The sequence below is a fragment of the Bradyrhizobium sp. SZCCHNS2022 genome (genome assembly GCF_032377575.1).
Taxonomy (GTDB): domain Bacteria; phylum Pseudomonadota; class Alphaproteobacteria; order Rhizobiales; family Xanthobacteraceae; genus Bradyrhizobium; species Bradyrhizobium aeschynomenes.
In genome coordinates this window covers 2,132,014-2,147,548 of sequence record NZ_JAUHHZ010000001.1, presented here as the reverse complement: position 1 = coordinate 2,147,548, position 15,535 = coordinate 2,132,014, and the positions used below count along the sequence as shown (strand labels likewise).

The 15,535-nt window shown below is 66.4% G+C and carries 9 protein-coding genes and 1 tRNA gene; 7 read left to right on the top strand and 3 right to left on the bottom strand.

The annotated features are described in order from the left end of the window. Positions 1–853: 853 nt before the first annotated feature. Together QXZ94_RS09545 and QXZ94_RS09540 are read left to right on the top strand one after the other, a co-directional pair. A complete protein-coding gene (locus QXZ94_RS09545; RefSeq protein WP_315720203.1) occupies positions 854–1,327 on the top strand; it encodes a hypothetical protein in 474 nt (157 codons plus the stop codon). Positions 1,328–1,443: 116 nt separating this feature from the next. Further along, positions 1,444–1,656 (top strand): hypothetical protein, encoded by a 213-nt coding sequence (locus tag QXZ94_RS09540; protein WP_172108743.1) that lies wholly within the window; start codon positions 1,444–1,446, stop codon positions 1,654–1,656. 91 nt (positions 1,657–1,747) lie between these two features. Here the strand turns inward: QXZ94_RS09540 and QXZ94_RS09535 are convergent, their stop codons facing one another. Continuing rightward, entirely contained in the window at positions 1,748–1,906 is a 159-nt protein-coding gene (locus QXZ94_RS09535) for a hypothetical protein (RefSeq protein ID WP_172108745.1), read from the bottom strand. 519 nt (positions 1,907–2,425) lie between these two features. On the opposite strand from QXZ94_RS09535, the gene QXZ94_RS09530 reads away from it, so the two are divergent. Next, positions 2,426–4,162 carry a hypothetical protein gene (locus tag QXZ94_RS09530; protein ID WP_315720202.1) on the top strand — a complete coding sequence of 579 codons (1,737 nt, stop codon included), beginning with the start codon at positions 2,426–2,428 and terminating at the stop codon, positions 4,160–4,162. 243 nt (positions 4,163–4,405) lie between these two features. Here the strand turns inward: QXZ94_RS09530 and QXZ94_RS09525 are convergent, their stop codons facing one another. After that, positions 4,406–5,143, bottom strand: coding sequence for an FkbM family methyltransferase (locus QXZ94_RS09525; protein ID WP_315720201.1), 738 nt, complete (start codon positions 5,141–5,143; stop codon positions 4,406–4,408). 634 nt (positions 5,144–5,777) lie between these two features. Here QXZ94_RS09525 and QXZ94_RS09520 point away from each other — a divergent pair. Then, complete coding sequence (locus QXZ94_RS09520; protein ID WP_315720200.1) at positions 5,778–6,953, top strand: S8 family serine peptidase; 1,176 nt, start codon at positions 5,778–5,780, stop codon at positions 6,951–6,953. Between the two features lie 132 nt (positions 6,954–7,085). After that, positions 7,086–7,310: a hypothetical protein gene (locus tag QXZ94_RS09515; protein ID WP_315720199.1), complete on the top strand. Its 225-nt coding sequence runs from the start codon at positions 7,086–7,088 to the stop codon at positions 7,308–7,310. A gap of 212 nt (positions 7,311–7,522) precedes the next feature. On the opposite strand, the gene QXZ94_RS09510 is transcribed toward QXZ94_RS09515, so the two are convergent. Continuing rightward, positions 7,523–7,599: transfer RNA gene (locus QXZ94_RS09510), tRNA-Arg, on the bottom strand. 459 nt (positions 7,600–8,058) lie between these two features. Between QXZ94_RS09510 and QXZ94_RS09505 the strand changes: the two genes are divergently transcribed. Together QXZ94_RS09505 and pbpC are read left to right on the top strand one after the other, a co-directional pair. Next, entirely contained in the window at positions 8,059–13,290 is a 5,232-nt protein-coding gene (locus QXZ94_RS09505; RefSeq protein ID WP_315720198.1) for an alpha-2-macroglobulin, read from the top strand. Then, positions 13,287–15,512: a penicillin-binding protein 1C gene (gene pbpC, locus QXZ94_RS09500; protein WP_315720197.1), complete on the top strand. Its 2,226-nt coding sequence runs from the start codon at positions 13,287–13,289 to the stop codon at positions 15,510–15,512. The genes QXZ94_RS09505 and pbpC overlap by 4 nt, the downstream gene beginning before the upstream one ends. Positions 15,513–15,535 lie beyond the last annotated feature (23 nt).

The window sequence follows — 15,535 nt, the reverse complement described above, 5'->3', positions numbered from 1 at the left end:
GCCCAGGTGAGGCGTCGGCATGGCGGGGAGGTTGCGCCGGCCGAGCGCTGGCGCTCTCGCGGCACCTTATGCCCGAGTCATGGCAGTCGCTTTGCCCTCGTTCGAGGAGGAGGGCGCAGGGAAGGCCGGGCATCCACTGACACCCGCGGCCCCCGTGCTGAAAGATTGCACGGGGCAGGAACCACAGGCGCAGCCGGACATTCCCGGCCTCCCCTGCACAATGGCTTTAACGGCTGCTTCGCGTTCTCCCTGGTGCGCCGGCTTCTGGCCACCATCGGTCGGAGCCCTCGTCGAGCTCACGACCTTGATATCAGCGTCGGGATATCAGGACCGCGCGACTTGACCGTGCGCAATGAACTGTTCGTCCGCATGACCAGCATGCTGCAGTCCGCTGCGCCCATCGTATCCCGCACCCAACGCTCGTGACGATCGCGATGCGCCCCTCTGCTGCGAGGCGGGACGAAGACAGTCAACACGAATTCCGAAAAAAGGAAACAACGATATTTTTCCGCGGACGACTGGACAGCCCAAATCACCTTGAGCGCACTCGTGAAATGACGTTCCGCGCGCAGGCATCAATGGTCCGCGTTGCATTGAAATCGGCGGGGCATGGCGCGCGCGATGGAGGGCGATTTGGCCGACGGGCAGGGCCGGGTGGTTTCGCGCGAGCGAGCCCTTCGTGCCGGACACCGCGTTTGGCCGCGCCGAGCGGCGAGTCCGCTGGATGTTCGGGGCGCGCCATGAACCTTGGGCGTTGCCGTGCGTTCGTCCGGCGAGACTGTAGCGGTGCCTTCGCAGGGCCGCGAAGCTGAGCTAACGTCGCGGCTTTCCCAGGCTGTTCGGAACGACAGACATGACATCGATCATCAAGGCTCTTTCCGCGCTCGCATGCGCCGTCTGCTGGAGCGCCGGCGCACAGGCCGAGCCGGTACGCTGGAGCACCTATCGCATCCCGGAGACCGGCACCTCGGTCGACATTCCCGTCTCGGTCTTCAGCGACATGGCCGGTCGACCCGATGGCTACGGCCAACGCTTCCAGACCGCCGACGGCCGCGCCAATCTCACGGTGCAGTCGATGGCGAACGTCACCGGGGATTCGCCAGCGCGGTTCCTCGCCAGGAAGAACCCTCCACCGAACATCCAGTACAAGCGCATCACCGCACGCTTCTTCGCCGTGTCGAGCTACAAGGGCGATTACGTCTGGTACAACCGCTGCAACTTCGTCGGCCGTTACGTGCACTGCGTTCTCATCAACTATCCCCGGGCCTGGGAGCGCGATTGGGACGGCCTGGTGACCCGGATCAGCCTGTCGCTCGGCCGAGGCTGAGGACGGCGCGGCCACCATCGCCCGCGCGGTTTGATCCAGCTCAATGAGGCCGTCGGGTCCCGTTGCATAAGCTCCGGCTTCCTTTCAGCCGCCGCTGGCAAACGGGCTTCTCCTTCATGGCTGCTGCCTCCTTCACCGTCCGGGCCGAGAGTGTCAGCGCGATCGCCACCATCAGGTGCCGCAGCGCGCAGGATGCGCTGCTCACGGCCAACACCTATCTGCGCCTGGGCGCCGCCTGCGTCAGCATCGAGACGCCCGGCGGCCAGAGCATCAGTCCGGACCGGCTGGACGCGTTGCTCAGCGATTCCGGAGGCCGCGTCGGCCTGTGATGCCAGCCCAGTGCGGGCGCTTGGGCATGACGGTGTCGAGCCTGCTCACAGGTCCGGTCCTCATCATCAGATCACCTGGAGATCACCTGGCTCAGGACGATGCCCCGATGCTGTCGTCAGGTCGAGCCGGAGGCCAGGAGACGTCCTCGATATAAGGTCCATAAAGGACGTCCTGCCGCCGCTGGTAGATCGTGACGAGGGCAACGGCGGCAATCAAACAAAATGCGCTGAAAATGGCCAGTTCGAACATGTCAAAAGCTCCACCAGTGACGACGTGGCGGATGCAGCCGCAGGCGTCAAACGGAAGCCGCCGTTAAGCTGAAGCGGAAAGCTTAACACCATGTCCGGATGGTCCGGCGGGTCCCGCGCAGGCTGGCCGCGCGGCGTTCACCGCGGTCTGCAGGGGGCTTTTCGGACGTTCCGGTGCGGCAGAGAGGGCGATTGGCCCCCCGATGGCCGCGGGAGCCCGATGCCGGACCGGCTACCGTTCACGCTACCTTAGGCAATGAGCCGTAGTCATGGGATTGAACGTTGCGTGGGGTGGATGGCGCGCTGACGCGAGCGAGGACGGCTTGGCCGGGGTCCGGCCCGATGGCCGTCGAGCGCGACCTGATCGCCACGAACCTTGCGCGGACCATCGCCACAGGTGCCGCCAACGAGGGGCACGTCGGTCGTCATCGCCTCGCAGATTGATGGGCTCCGCATGTCAGATCTCGTTTCAGCTTCGAGCCTTGTTCCAAAGGAGCGGCGAAGGTGGAGCGCCGGCCTCGTGGTCGCAGTGCTCGGACTTGCGGCCGCGTTCGCGATCAAGGTGCTCTGGATCAAGACCGGCGTGCTGGATGCCATGTCGACCGACGACGCCATGCGACTGGTCGAGGTTCGCGATCTGATCAATGGCCAGGCCTGGTCCGACCTCCACCAATATCGGCTGGATCCGCCCGGCCTCCTGATGCACTGGTCGCGGCTGATCGATCTGCCGCTGGCCCTCTCGATCCTGCTGCTGAAACCTCTGCTGGGAACGCACCAGGCCGAACTGGTGACGCTGACCCTATGGCCGCTGTTGCTGTTTGCGGTCGCGCTCGCGCTGGTTGCTGCAATCGCCCGGCAGATGAGCGGCGGCGCGCCGACGGCGATGCTGGGAGCCCTCGTGCTGGCAATGCTGGCAATGCCGGCCCTGGCGCATTTTCGGCCGGGCAGCATCGATCATCACAACGCGCAGATCGTCCTGGTGCTGGCCATGATGTTGTTCGCGCTGCAGATCGAGCGCAGCGCGTTCAAGGCCGCATGTGCCGGCGTTGCGGCGTCGGCATCGCTGGCCGTCGGCGTTGAGATGCTGCCGGCGATCGCGACGGTCAGCGTTGCCGTGGCGGGTCTCTTCATATGGCGGGGCGCGCCGGTCGCGCGGCAGGTCTCGGCGTTCGCCGGCGCACTCGCCGCGTCATCCCTGGGCTTCGCGCTGCTTCTGCTCCCGATGTCCACGCTCGCGGCGCCGGTCATGGACGCGCTCGGCGGGCCGCTGCTGCTGTTGACGGTCGGCGGCGGCGCCGGCTTGATCCTCATGGTCGGGCTCGATCGTCTTCGCTCGAGCCCGCCGCTGCGCCTCGTCGCTGCAATGGGAGTTGCGGCCGCTCTGCTGGCGGCATCCTATCTGCTGTTCGGAAAGTCCCTGATGTTTCCGTACGCGCAGCTCGATCCGCTGGTCGTCTCGTTATGGCTCGACAACGTGCAGGAGACGATCTCGCTGCCGAAGATGCTCCGGCTCGGTCCGGAAGAGGCGCTCGGCTTCTATGCCTGTCCCGTGATTGCGCTGGGGGTCGCCGTTGCGGCGTTGCTGCGCTCCGATCCGTCGGATCGGTTCCGCTGGGTGATCGTGATCCTGACGCTCGCCTCGCTGCTCGGAGTGAGCCTGTGGGAGATGCGCGGGGCGGCCGGGGCTGCGATGGTCGCTGCGCCGGTGTTCGCGGCAGGGGTCGCGGTGCTCTGGCCATCGCTCGCGATCGGAGGCAATCTGGTGCTGTTGGCCTTCGTCGTCTCGCCGGCGATGTTTGCGACGCTGTCCGGCACGGCCAAGCCGCTGATTGCCGCTGTCTTCAAGTGGGAGCCGTTGGTGTTCGACGACCCGGCGACGATGTGCCGGAGCGTTTCGGATGCCACGCCGATGCGGCGACTTCCCAAGGGACGCGTGATGGCGCCGACCGATATCGGCCCCGCCATTCTCGTCGAGACCGACCACGAGGTCTTTGCCGCCCCGTATCATCGCAACAATGACGGCAATCTCGCGTTCTTCCAGCTGATGCTCGCGCCAGGTCTGCTGGCGCATCAGATCCTGTTGGACCGGCAGGTCGACTACGTCGTCACCTGCCGGACCGCGCCGAACCGGCTGGTGATGGGGCGCGCTCCCAACGGCCTGGAGGCAATGCTGTTTCGAGGCGAGACGCCCGGATTTCTCGAGCCGGTGGATGTCGGCCCGTCCGCCAAGATCGCGGTGTGGCGCGTGCGCAGGTGATGTCCCGGCGATCCGAGGCCGCGACTCTCAGTCCGTAACGGCCGGACGATCGGCATCCAGCTCCGGGAACATCGCCCGGCAGCTCAGGCAGTAGGATTCGAAGATGAAATTCAGCACTGCGGACATCGGTCGCCCCACCGGTTGATCACGTGGGAGGAGGATGCCGGCCTTCTGTTTCCGGACGTTGTCGTGGGGCAGGGGAAACGGTTTCGTTCGGCCGCGGGTCGGTTTCGCGCCATCCCGCTATGGCGCCCGCGCCTCCGCGTTCCTGAAGATGAAGTTGTTGCAATAGTCCTTTCGCTTCCAGAACCATTCACCGTCAGCGCGCTGGTGAATCTCCGGATCGAACGCAGACAAGGGCAGCAGCCGGCCCTTGCTGAGAAACTCCCCGGCATAGCCGAGGCCGCGCAGCAGCGAGAAGGTGTCCTTCACCCGGTCCAGCGTGGCGAGACGGCGATCGCACTCGACAACGATCAGCGGCCGACAACGGCGCAAGGTGCGCTCGGCGCCGCGCAGCACGTCGAGCTCGGCGCCCTCGACGTCGATCTTGAGCGCGGAGACGTTGCCGGTTTCTGGAAGGTAATCGTCCAGCGACGTCGTTTGCACCTCGATCGCCGTCGAGGTCTCGGCAGGCTCCAGCAGCGAAGCGCCGGGCTGATGCCCCTCGGGCACGAACAGCGTCTTCCTGCTCGACGACGAATAAACGGCCCGTGGTTCGACGACGACGTTGTCGAGCGAAAACCTGCGGCAGAGCCGGGACAATCCGGCGGCGAGCTCCGGCTGCGGCTCGAAGGCGATGACACGCCCCGGCGCGGACCATTGCGCGAGCCAATAAAGAAAGCTGCCCTTGTTGGCGCCGATGTCGCAGACGATGTCGCCGGGCCTGATGTTTCGCCGCAGCTCGGCCAGCTCGGTCCGGTGGTCGCGATACCTGGATCGCAAGACCCTCACCAGGAACCGAAGTGCTTCATGCGTTGCCAATCAACCCTCCGACCACGAGTCGGTCCCGCCAATGATTCTTGGGCCGCATGCCTAGGCCTTCCCCGCCGTTCCCGCAACATTCAGACATGAAGGCCGGCCGCGGCGGCAGCATGGCGTTACGGTGACGACGGCTGGCGTTGCTGGAGACGGCGATGGAATGTCCCGGTTGGATGTTGGCTGCGCACGGGTTTGTGGGCTCGTCGGCCGGTGGTCATGACCCCGGGATTTGGCCCAACGACAGTGGGGTGGTGAATGCATCGCTGCCAAACGCGACATCGAGCACGGGGCGATGCTGTCCGATTTTTGCGAGGGACATTTTCACCGTGTAGTCGTCCGCTGGGTTTGACACTGGAGGGCAAGCACGCGAACGCACCCGGCTACCTCGACAATCGGAGCTGTGTATGGCTGCGATGCTGTCCTATCTTTTCCTTTTCGGAAACTACCGCAAGTAGTAATAGTTGCAGCAAATGCTGGGGACTCGATCCAGATTGTTTTCTGAATTTTAGAAGAGGCTTTTCTTATGTCGTTGCCGGCGCCAGGTGGACCCGGGGAAGGTCGCTCCGACGATCCTTCGCATAATACGTACAGGTTTCACAGCGCAGCCGCCCCAGTGGTTGCGACCGGAAACTGGCTGGTGAAGTTCGAGAAGGATGTTAGTCCCCATGTCAGGAAAACGTTGCTTCAGCAGAGTCTTGGCGGCAACAGCCATATCGCCGCGACCAGCGAGTATCGATCGACGGCCTTGAACCTTACGGATCTCGTCCAGATCGCCGATGCCGTCGTTCTCGACCGGCTCGGCGTTGCCGTCCTCAAAGGTACGGATGACGTCAGCAGCCGTTCGGCAGAGCTTGAGGACATGCCGGGGATCAGGCGTGTGATGCCGGAATTCTTCGTGTTTTCATACGACGAAGCAGGCGACTCGATCCATGAGGACACTGCTGAAGTGACCTGGGGTGTGGACGCCATCGGTGCGTCGCGATGTTCGTTCTCGGGCGCCGGCGTGAAGCTCGGCATACTGGATTCGGGATTTGACAAGACGCATCCGGACTTCGCGGGACGTCCGGTGAAGATGTGGAGCGCCTTTGGCTGCGCGGGTGATGACTTTCAGGGGCACGGCACGCATTGCGCTGGGACTGCTGCCGGACCGCATGCGACGACGGGGCGCATGCGCTACGGCGTTGCGCCCGGAACTGATCTGCACATCTACAAAGTGCTGAATGACAAGGGCTTCGGTACCGATGGCGACGTTCTTGCCGGCATCGAGAAGGCACTGGAGGATGGTTGCGACGTGATATCCATGTCATTCGGACGAGGTGTCGCATCGGGCACGTTGCCACACTCGATTTACGATGACGTGGCAAGTGCCGCGCTCGATGTTGGTGTGCTGCTGATAGCGGCTGCTGGTAACTCCAGCAGTCGTGACGTCGGTCACATCGCGCCGGTCGATTATCCTGCAAACTCTCCATCGATCATGGCAGTGGGAGCTGTCGACAGCAGGCTCCGTGTTGCCAATTTCTCGAATGGTAGCGCGCCAGGAGCGAGTGCAGCGGCCATCGGCGGTGTCGACATTGCTGCGCCGGGCGCAGGCGTTTTCTCCGCCGTGCCGATGCCGCGTCAGTACAGGCGGCTTCGCGGGACGAGCATGGCGGCGCCGCATGTTGCGGGCGTTGCTTGTCTTTGGGCGGAAATGGACGCTAGCCTGCGCGGTCGTGCGCTATGGACGGCTTTGACCTCGAATGCAAAGTCGCTGCATGGGGCGAGAGGAGACGTCGGCGCGGGCTTGGTTCAGTCGCCATTCACGGAACGTTGACGATGTTGGCGCGTTGGAGCGCCCCGTAAGAAGGACGAAATAGAGATGTGGCATGCTTCGCTCCGTCATCCTTCGGCCATGCTCCAAGGGCTTGTGATCTCGATGTTTTCTCCCTTGAGGAGGCGAAACGCGATGAAACTGAATGTGACGATCCTGATGGGCGAGCCGGTGTCCGGTGACGACGCCGTTCTGCTCGGCAAGCTCAGCCACGCAGGGGTCACGGTCGATCGCGTCCTGCCCCGGCTGGCGATCGTGACCGGTTCGATCGATCCGTCCCAGCTGTCGACGTTGCGGGCCGTCCCCGGCGTGAAGCGCGTGGAGGAGGCGGGCGTGTTTCAGCTGGCGCCGGACACCTGAGCGAGCGGCGCGCAGCGAGACCGCGAGTGGACGAGCCCGGCCGGACAATTCCGCCGGGCTTCTGAATTTCAAGGCTCTTGCGGCTCAGGCCGGCACTCGACCGAAATGGTGGTGCCGCCAGCGAGGGCTCGCCGTACGTACAGACGGAAATCGGCGACCCGATGTCTGATTGAGGGACGTCCTTGCATGACGTCATCGGCCTGATGCCCGCGTGGCGATCCCAGCAGGACTCGAACCTGCAACCCGCGGAGTAGAAATCCGCTACTCTATCCAGTTGAGCTATGGGACCGTCGTCACGGCGTGAGCGTCGGGCGAGGACGTCACGGGATGAACGCTTGCGGGCTGGGAGGCCCGGCCGGCACGGCATTCATAGCACGGGTCATATGAAAAATCTTTGGTTTCGCCAAGTCCGGCCGAACCGGAACGGGGCGCGGCGCGACCAAGCGGAGGCGGAGGAGGGCGCTCGCCCTCGTTTCCGTGTCGTGGCGCCGGTTGACGGCCGCCGCGGGCCTTGCCGGTATGCCATGTCCTGTGAATTGCCGTTGATGAACAGATTTTTCCGGCCGGACCGCCCGCCGATGGCCGCCCCCCACGGCGGGGCGCTAGTCTGGCGCTGCAACCGCTGCCATCAGTCCGTCACCATTTCGCGTCCATTCTCGCCACGAATCGGCCAAACACGCACGGCCTTCCGCTCGTGCCGAAGAGCCGCCCAAAGATCCGTCCAAAGATCCTTGCAAGGAGCTGTCCCATGATCGGTCTGGTTCGCGCCGCCGTCCTCTGCGCCGTCATGGCGCTCGGCCTCGTCCTTGCCGCCGGTTCGGCCGACGCGGCCGACAAGGCGTTCAAGCGCGACGATCTGGCGGACGCCGCCATCAAGCTGGAGGCGCAGATCAAGAGCGAGGCGGGGGCGGTCAACAAGCCGCTGGCGACCTTGCGGACCGATGCCGACGCGGCGCTGCGGCGGAACGACCTGCGGACGGGCTTGCAGATCCTCGGCCAGATCGCGACCGCGGCGCCGGATGATTCCGGCAACTGGCTGCGGCTGGCGCGCACCGTGCTCAACCAGATCAAGCCGATCAACACGTCCGAGCAGACCTTCCTGCTGGAGCGGGCCTCGACGGCGGCCTACATCGCCTATCAGCGCGCCGGCAATGCCGGCGAGGAGGCGGATGCGCTCGCGGTGCTCGGCAAGACCATGGCCGAGCGCAAGCTGTGGCGGCCGGCGCTGGATACGCTGCGCATGTCGCTCGAGCTGCGCGAGGTCGCGGATGTCCGTGGACAGTATGAGCGGATGCGCGACGAGCACGGCTTCAAGCTGCTCGACTACACCGTGGATTCGGACTCGGCGAGCCCGCGCGCCTGCTTCCAGTTCTCCGAGGATCTCGCCAAGCGCACCGACTTCTCGCCCTTCGTGGCGCAGGCCGGCAATGACAAGCCGGCGCTGACCTCGGAGGAAAAGCAGCTCTGCGTCGAGGGACTCAAGCACGGCGAGCGCTACAACATCAATCTGCGTGCCGGCCTGCCCTCTGGCGTCAAGGAGAGCCTGCCGAAATCGGCCGAGTTCAACATCTATGTCCGCGACCGCAAGCCGTTCGTGCGCTTCACCGGCAAGGCCTATGTGCTGCCGCGCACCGGGCAGAAGGGCATTCCGCTGGTCAGCGTCAACACGCCGGCGGTGAACGTCAGCGTGTTCCGGATCGGCGACCGCAACCTGATCAACACGGTCATCGACAGCGATTTCCAGCGGCCGCTGTCGAGCTACCAGCTCAGCGAGCTCGGCGACCAGCGCGGCATGAAGGTGTGGAGCGGCGAGCTCTCGACCGCGATGACCTTGAACCAGGACGTCACCACCGCGTTCCCGGTCGACCAGGCGATCAGCGACATGCAGCCCGGCGTCTATGTGATGACGGCGGCGCCGAAGGGCCCGGCCAGCGGCAACAGCGACGAGGACAGCGGCCAGCTCGCCACGCAATGGTTCATCGTCTCCGATCTCGGCATCGCCGCGTTCTCCGGCAATGACGGCATCCACGTGTTCGTGAACTCGCTGGCGTCGACCGATCCGGTCGCGCGTGCCGAGGTGCGGCTGGTGGCGCGCAACAACGAGATCCTGGCGACGCGTAAGACCGACGAGGCCGGCCACGTGCTGTTCGAGACGGGGCTGGCGAAGGGCGAGGGCGGGCTGTCGCCGGCGATGCTGACGGTGTCCGGCGAGAAGGCCGACTACGCCTTCCTGAGCCTGAAGACGACGGCGTTCGACCTGTCGGATCGCGGCGTCGCCGGGCGCGAGGCGCCGGCCGGGCCGGATGCCTTCGTCTATTCCGAGCGCGGCGTCTATCGCTCCAGCGAGACCGTCTACCTGACAGCCCTGCTGCGCGACGGCAAGGGCAACGCCATGACCGGCACGCCGCTGACCCTCGTCGTCGAGCGTCCCGACGGAGTCGAGTTCCGCCGCGCCGTGCTGCCCGACCAGGGCGCTGGCGGGCGCTCGCTCAGCGTGGCGCTGAACTCGGCGGTGCCGACCGGGACCTATCGCGTGCGCGCCTTCACCGATCCCAAGGGAACGGCGGTCGGCGAGACCACCTTCATGGTCGAGGATTACGTTCCCGAGCGGCTGGAATTCGATTTGTCGTCCAAGGACAAGCAGGTGAAGGCTGATGCTCCGGTGGAGGTGAAGGTCGACGGCCATTTCCTCTATGGCGCGCCGGCATCGGGCCTCCAGCTCGAGGGCGACCTGCTGGTCACCACCGCCGCCGAGCGGCCGGGTTTTCCGGGCTATCAGTTCGGCGTCGCCGACGAGGAGAGCGCCTCCAACGAGCGCACGCCGATCGAGGGCATGCCCGAGACCGACGACAAGGGCGCGGCGACCTTCCCGGTCAGCCTGCCGAAGCCGCCGTCCTCCAGCCGGCCGCAGGAGGCGCAGATCTACGTCCGCATGGCCGAGACCGGCGGACGCGCCGTCGAGCGCAAGCTGACCTTGCCGGTGGCGCCGAAGGCGGCGCAGATCGGCATCAAGCCGTCCTTCTCGGGCAGGAGCGTCGGCGAGGGCGACAAGGCCGAGTTCGACGTCGTGTTCGTCTCGCCGGAGGGCAAGACGCTGGCGCGCAATGGCCTGCGCTATGAGCTGCTCAAGATCGAGTCGCGTTATCAATGGTATCGGCAGAATTCCTATTGGGCCTATGAGCCGGTGAAGTCGACCAAGCGCGTCGGCAATGGCGACGTCACGATCGCGGCGAACAAGCCGGCGCGGTTGAGCTTCCAGCCGGAGGCCGGGCGCTACCGGCTCGACGTCAAGTCGGCCGATGCCGATGGTCCGGTGACCTCGCTGCAGTTCGACGTCGGCTGGTACACCGAGGGTAGCGCCGATACGCCGGATCTCTTGGAGACCTCGCTCGACAAGCCGCAATATCAGTCGGGCGACACGATGGTCGTCACGGTGAATGCGCGCACCGCCGGCAAGCTGACGGTCAACGTGCTCGGCGACCGGCTGCTGACGACGCAGACCACCGAGGTCAAGGAAGGCACCAACCAGGTCAAGCTCGCGGTCGGCAAGGACTGGGGCACGGGCGCCTATGTCGTGACGACGCTCCGCCGTCCGCTCGATGCGGCCGCGCAGCGCATGCCGGGGCGCGCGCTCGGGCTCGCCTGGTTCGGCATCGACAAGTCAGCGCGCACGCTCAACGTCGCCTTGAGCCCGCCGGCGCTGGTGCGGCCGGGCTCGGCGCTGAAGATCCCGGTCAAGATCGGCGGGCTCAATCCTGGCGAGGACGCCAAGATCGTGATCGCGGCGGTCGATGTCGGCATCCTCAATCTCACCAACTACAAGCCGCCGGCCCCGGACGACTATTATCTCGGCCAGCGCCAGCTCTCGGCCGAGATCCGCGACCTCTATGGCCAGCTGATCGACGGCATGCAGGGCTCGCGCGGCCAGATCCGCTCCGGCGGTGACAGTGGCGGTGCCGAGCTGCAGGGCTCGCCGCCGACGCAGAAGCCGCTGGCGCTGTATTCGGGCATCGTCACGGTCGGGTCTGATGGGACGGCGGAGGTGAGCTTCGACATTCCGGAGTTCGCCGGCACGGCGCGCGTGATGGCGGTGGCGTGGAGCGCGACCAAGGTCGGCCGCGCCAATGTCGACGTCACCGTGCGCGATCCCGTGGTGCTGACCGCGACCCTGCCGCGCTTCCTGCTCTCCGGCGACCGTGGCACGCTGTCGTTCGACGTCGACAATGTCGAGGGCGCGCCCGGCGACTATGTCGTGGCCGTCAAGGCGAGCGGGCCGGTCAAGGTCTCCGGCAATGCCAATGTCACGTTGAAGCTCGCCGCTAAGCAGCGCTCGTCGTCGACGCTGCCGCTGGAAGCCAGCGGCACCGGCAAGGCGCAGCTCGATGTCGACATCAAGGGACCGAATGGGCTGTCGCTGGCGCGGCACTATCAGCTCGACGTCAAGCCGGCGACGCAGGTGCTGGCGCGGCGATCGATCCGCACCTTGGCCAAGGGCGAGAGCCTGACGCTGACCTCTGACATGTTCAGTGATCTCGTGGCGGGCACCGGCACGGTGTCGCTGTCGGCGGGGCTGTCGACCGCGCTCGACGCGGCGACGATCCTGAAGGCGCTCGATCGCTATCCGCACGGCTGCTCGGAGCAGATCACCAGCCGCGCGATGCCGCTGCTTTATGTCAACGAACTCGCGGCCGGCGCGCATCTTGCCATGGACACCGAGGTCGACCAGCGCATCCGCGACTCCATCGATCGCCTCCTGGCCCGTCAGGGATCCAACGGCTCGTTCGGCCTATGGTCGGCCGGCGGTGACGATCCCTGGCTCGATGCCTATGTGACGGACTTCCTGACCCGCGCCCGCGAGAAGGGCTTTGCGGTGCCGGACGTGCTGTTCAAGAGCGCGCTCGACCGCGTCAGGAATTCGGTGGTCAATGCCGAGGAGCCGGAGAAGACCGGCGGCCGCGATCTCGCCTACGGTCTCTACGTGCTGGCGCGCAACGGCGCGGCGCCGATCGGCGATCTGCGCTATCTCGCCGACACCAAGCTCGGCAATCTCGCAACGCCGATCGCCAAGGCGCAGCTTGCCGCGGCGCTCGCGCTGGTCGGCGACCGCGCCCGTGCCGAGCGGGTCTACGGCGCCGCGGCCGACAGCCTCGCGCCGAAGCCGGTGCTGGTGTTCGGCCGCACCGACTACGGTTCGGACCTGCGCGATGCCGCGGCGCTGGTGTCGCTCGCGGGCGAGGGCAACGCGCCGCGCGCGACGCTCACGCAGGCTGTGGCCCGCGTCGAAGCGGCGCGCGGGCTGACGCCCTACACCTCGACGCAGGAGAATGCGTGGATGGTGCTGGCGGCGCGCGCACTGGCCAAGGAGACGCTGGTGCTCGACGTCAACGGCCAGGCGGTGAAGCAGGCGCTGTACCGCAGCTACAAGGCGGCCGAGCTGTCGGGCCAGCCGCTGAAGATCACCAACACCGGCGAGGCGCCGGTGCAGGCGGTGGTCTCGGTGTCCGGCTCGCCGCTGACGCCGGAGCCGGCGGCGTCGAACGGCTTCAAGATCGAGCGCAGCTACTACACGCTCGACGGCAAGCCGGCGGACATCAAGATCGCGAAGCAGAACGACCGCTTCGCGGTGGTGCTCAAGGTCACCGAGGCCAAGCCGGAATATGGGCACATCATGGTCTCCGACTATCTGCCGGCCGGGCTCGAGATCGACAATCCGCGCCTGGTGTCGTCGGGTGACAGCGGCACGCTGGACTGGATCGAGGACGGTCAGGAGCCGGTGAATACCGAGTTCCGCGACGACCGCTTCACCGCCGCGCTCGACCGCGCCGCGGATTCGAAGTCGGTGTTCACGGTCGCCTACATCGTCCGTGCGGTGTCGCCCGGCAAATACGTGCTGCCGCAGGCCTATGTCGAGGACATGTACAACCCCTCGCGCTATGGTCGCACCGGGACGGGCTCGGTGGAGGTCCGCGCGGCGAAATGAGCGAGGGTGGAACCAGCGGTGATGGACGCACGACGGAGCTCCACTCTCCGTCGTCATGGCCGGGCTTGACCCGGCCATCCACGGCCGCGCGCGAGGACGGCGTGGATGCCCGGGTCAAGCCCGGGCATGACGAGAGGAGAGGGCGCGTCGCAAAACGTCTAGTGGCACTTGCGCTCCTGCTGATCCTGGTCATAACGACGGCCCTCACCGTCTACACCATCTCCCTAGGCCCGCTGCCGCTGCGCGAGGCAAAAGCCGTCTCCACCACGGTCGTCGATCGTCACGGCAAGCTGCTGCGCGCCTATGCGATGGCGGATGGGCGGTGGCGGCTGCCGGTCAGCGCCAAGAAGGATGTCGGCCCGACCTATCTGAAGCTGCTGTTCGCCTATGAGGACCAGCGCTTCTTCGATCATCATGGCGTCGATCCGCGCGCGCTGGCGCGCGCCGCGATCCAGCTCGGATCGCATGGCCACATCGTCTCGGGCGGTTCGACCATCACGATGCAGCTGGCGCGGCTGCTTGAGCCCAGGCGGCAGCGCTCGCTGCATGCCAAGCTCAGGCAGGTCGTGCGCGCGCTCGAGCTCGAGCGGAAGCTGAGCAAGGACGAGATCCTCGATCTCTATCTCACGCTCGCGCCTTACGGCGGCAATCTCGAAGGCATCCGCGCAGCCTCGATCGCCTATTTCGGCAAGGAGCCGAAGCGGCTGTCGCTGGCGGAAGCTGCGCTGCTGGTCGCGCTGCCGCAGTCGCCGGAGACGCGCCGGCTCGACCGTCATCCGGAAGCCGCGCGCCGCGGCCGCGACCGCGTGCTCGACCGCATGGTCTCTGAGAACGTGATCTCCGCGGAGGAGGCCGCGCAGGCCAAGGCGCAGCCGGTGCCGGCGTTCCGCAAACCCATGCCGATCCTGGCGCCGCACGCCGCGGACCAAGCGTCGGCCGCCATCAAGGACCAGCCGGTCATCCGGCTGACGCTGGATGCCTCGTTGCAGAAGGTGCTGGAGCCGCTGGCGCGCGACCGCGCCATCGCATTGGGACCGAGCGTCTCGGTCGGCATGATCGTCATCGACAATGACAGCGGCGACGTGCTCGCGCATGTCGGCTCGGCGGATTATTTCGACGAGAAGCGGGCAGGGCAGGTCGACATGACCCGCGCGGTGCGCTCGCCGGGCTCGACCTTGAAGCCGTTCATCTACGGCCTCGCCTTCGAGGACGGCTTTGTACATCCGGAGAGCCTGATCGAGGACCGCCCGGTGCGCTTCGGCTCCTATGCGCCGGAGAATTTCGACATGACGTTCCAGGGCACGGTGCCGGTGCGCAAGGCGCTGCAACTGTCGCTGAACGTACCGGCGATCGTGCTGCTCGACCGCGTCGGCGCCAGCCGGCTGTCGTCGCGGCTGAAACAGGCCGGCGGCAATCTGGTGCTGCCGAAGGACGAGGCCCCGGGTCTGGCCATGGGCCTCGGCGGCGTCGGCGTGACCCTGCAGGACCTCGCCCAGCTCTATGCGGGTTTCCCGCGGCTCGGCACCACCCGGCCGCTGCGCGAGATCATGACCGCCGACGACAAGGACGACGCGCGCGAGCCGATGCGGCTGATGGATCCGGCAGCCGCCTGGCAGGTCGGCAACGTTCTGCTGGGAACGCCGCCGCCGGAGAATGCCGCGCGCAACCGCATCGCGTTCAAGACCGGCACCAGCTACGGCTATCGCGATGCCTGGTCGGTCGGCTTCGACGGCCGCGTCACGATCGGCGTCTGGGTCGGCCGTCCCGATGGCGCGCCAGTACCCGGCCTGATCGGCCGCGTGGCGGCGGCGCCGATCCTGTTCGACGCGTTCGCACGCTCGGGCAAGCTGCCGGCGGCGCTGCCGAAGCCGCCCAAGGCCGCGCTGGTCGCCAGCAATTCAAAGTTGCCGCTGCCGCTGCGCCGGTTCCGGCCGGTCGGTGAACTCGTGCGCACGGGCGCGGAGCAGGCGCCGCACATCCAGTTCCCGCTGAACGGCTCGCGCATTGACGTCGACCGTTCCGCAGGGCCCGAAGCGTCCGTGATGCCCGTGAAGGTCTCGGGCGGCGTGCTGCCGCTGACGATGCTGGTGAACGGCCTGCCGGTCGGCGAGATCGACAGCCGGCGCCAGCGCCTGATCGACCCGCCTGGGCCGGGCTTTGCCCGCCTCACCGTCATCGACGCCACGGGCGCGGCGGACACAGTTGTGGTCAGAATCCAGTGACCGTTCGCTAAGCGGTTGTCGGC

What these genes read in the sequence shown, in the direction of transcription:
- QXZ94_RS09545 (WP_315720203.1), top strand. Translation starts at nt 854, where the DNA reads ATGACATCGATCATCAAGGCTCTTTCCGCGCTCGCATGCGCCGTCTGC.
- QXZ94_RS09540 (WP_172108743.1), top strand. Translation starts at nt 1,444, where the DNA reads ATGGCTGCTGCCTCCTTCACCGTCCGGGCCGAGAGTGTCAGCGCGATC.
- QXZ94_RS09535 (WP_172108745.1), bottom strand. Translation starts at nt 1,906, where the DNA reads ATGTTCGAACTGGCCATTTTCAGCGCATTTTGTTTGATTGCCGCCGTT.
- QXZ94_RS09515 (WP_315720199.1), top strand. Translation starts at nt 7,086, where the DNA reads ATGAAACTGAATGTGACGATCCTGATGGGCGAGCCGGTGTCCGGTGAC.
- QXZ94_RS09505 (WP_315720198.1), top strand. Translation starts at nt 8,059, where the DNA reads ATGATCGGTCTGGTTCGCGCCGCCGTCCTCTGCGCCGTCATGGCGCTC.
- pbpC (WP_315720197.1), top strand. Translation starts at nt 13,287, where the DNA reads ATGAGCGAGGGTGGAACCAGCGGTGATGGACGCACGACGGAGCTCCAC.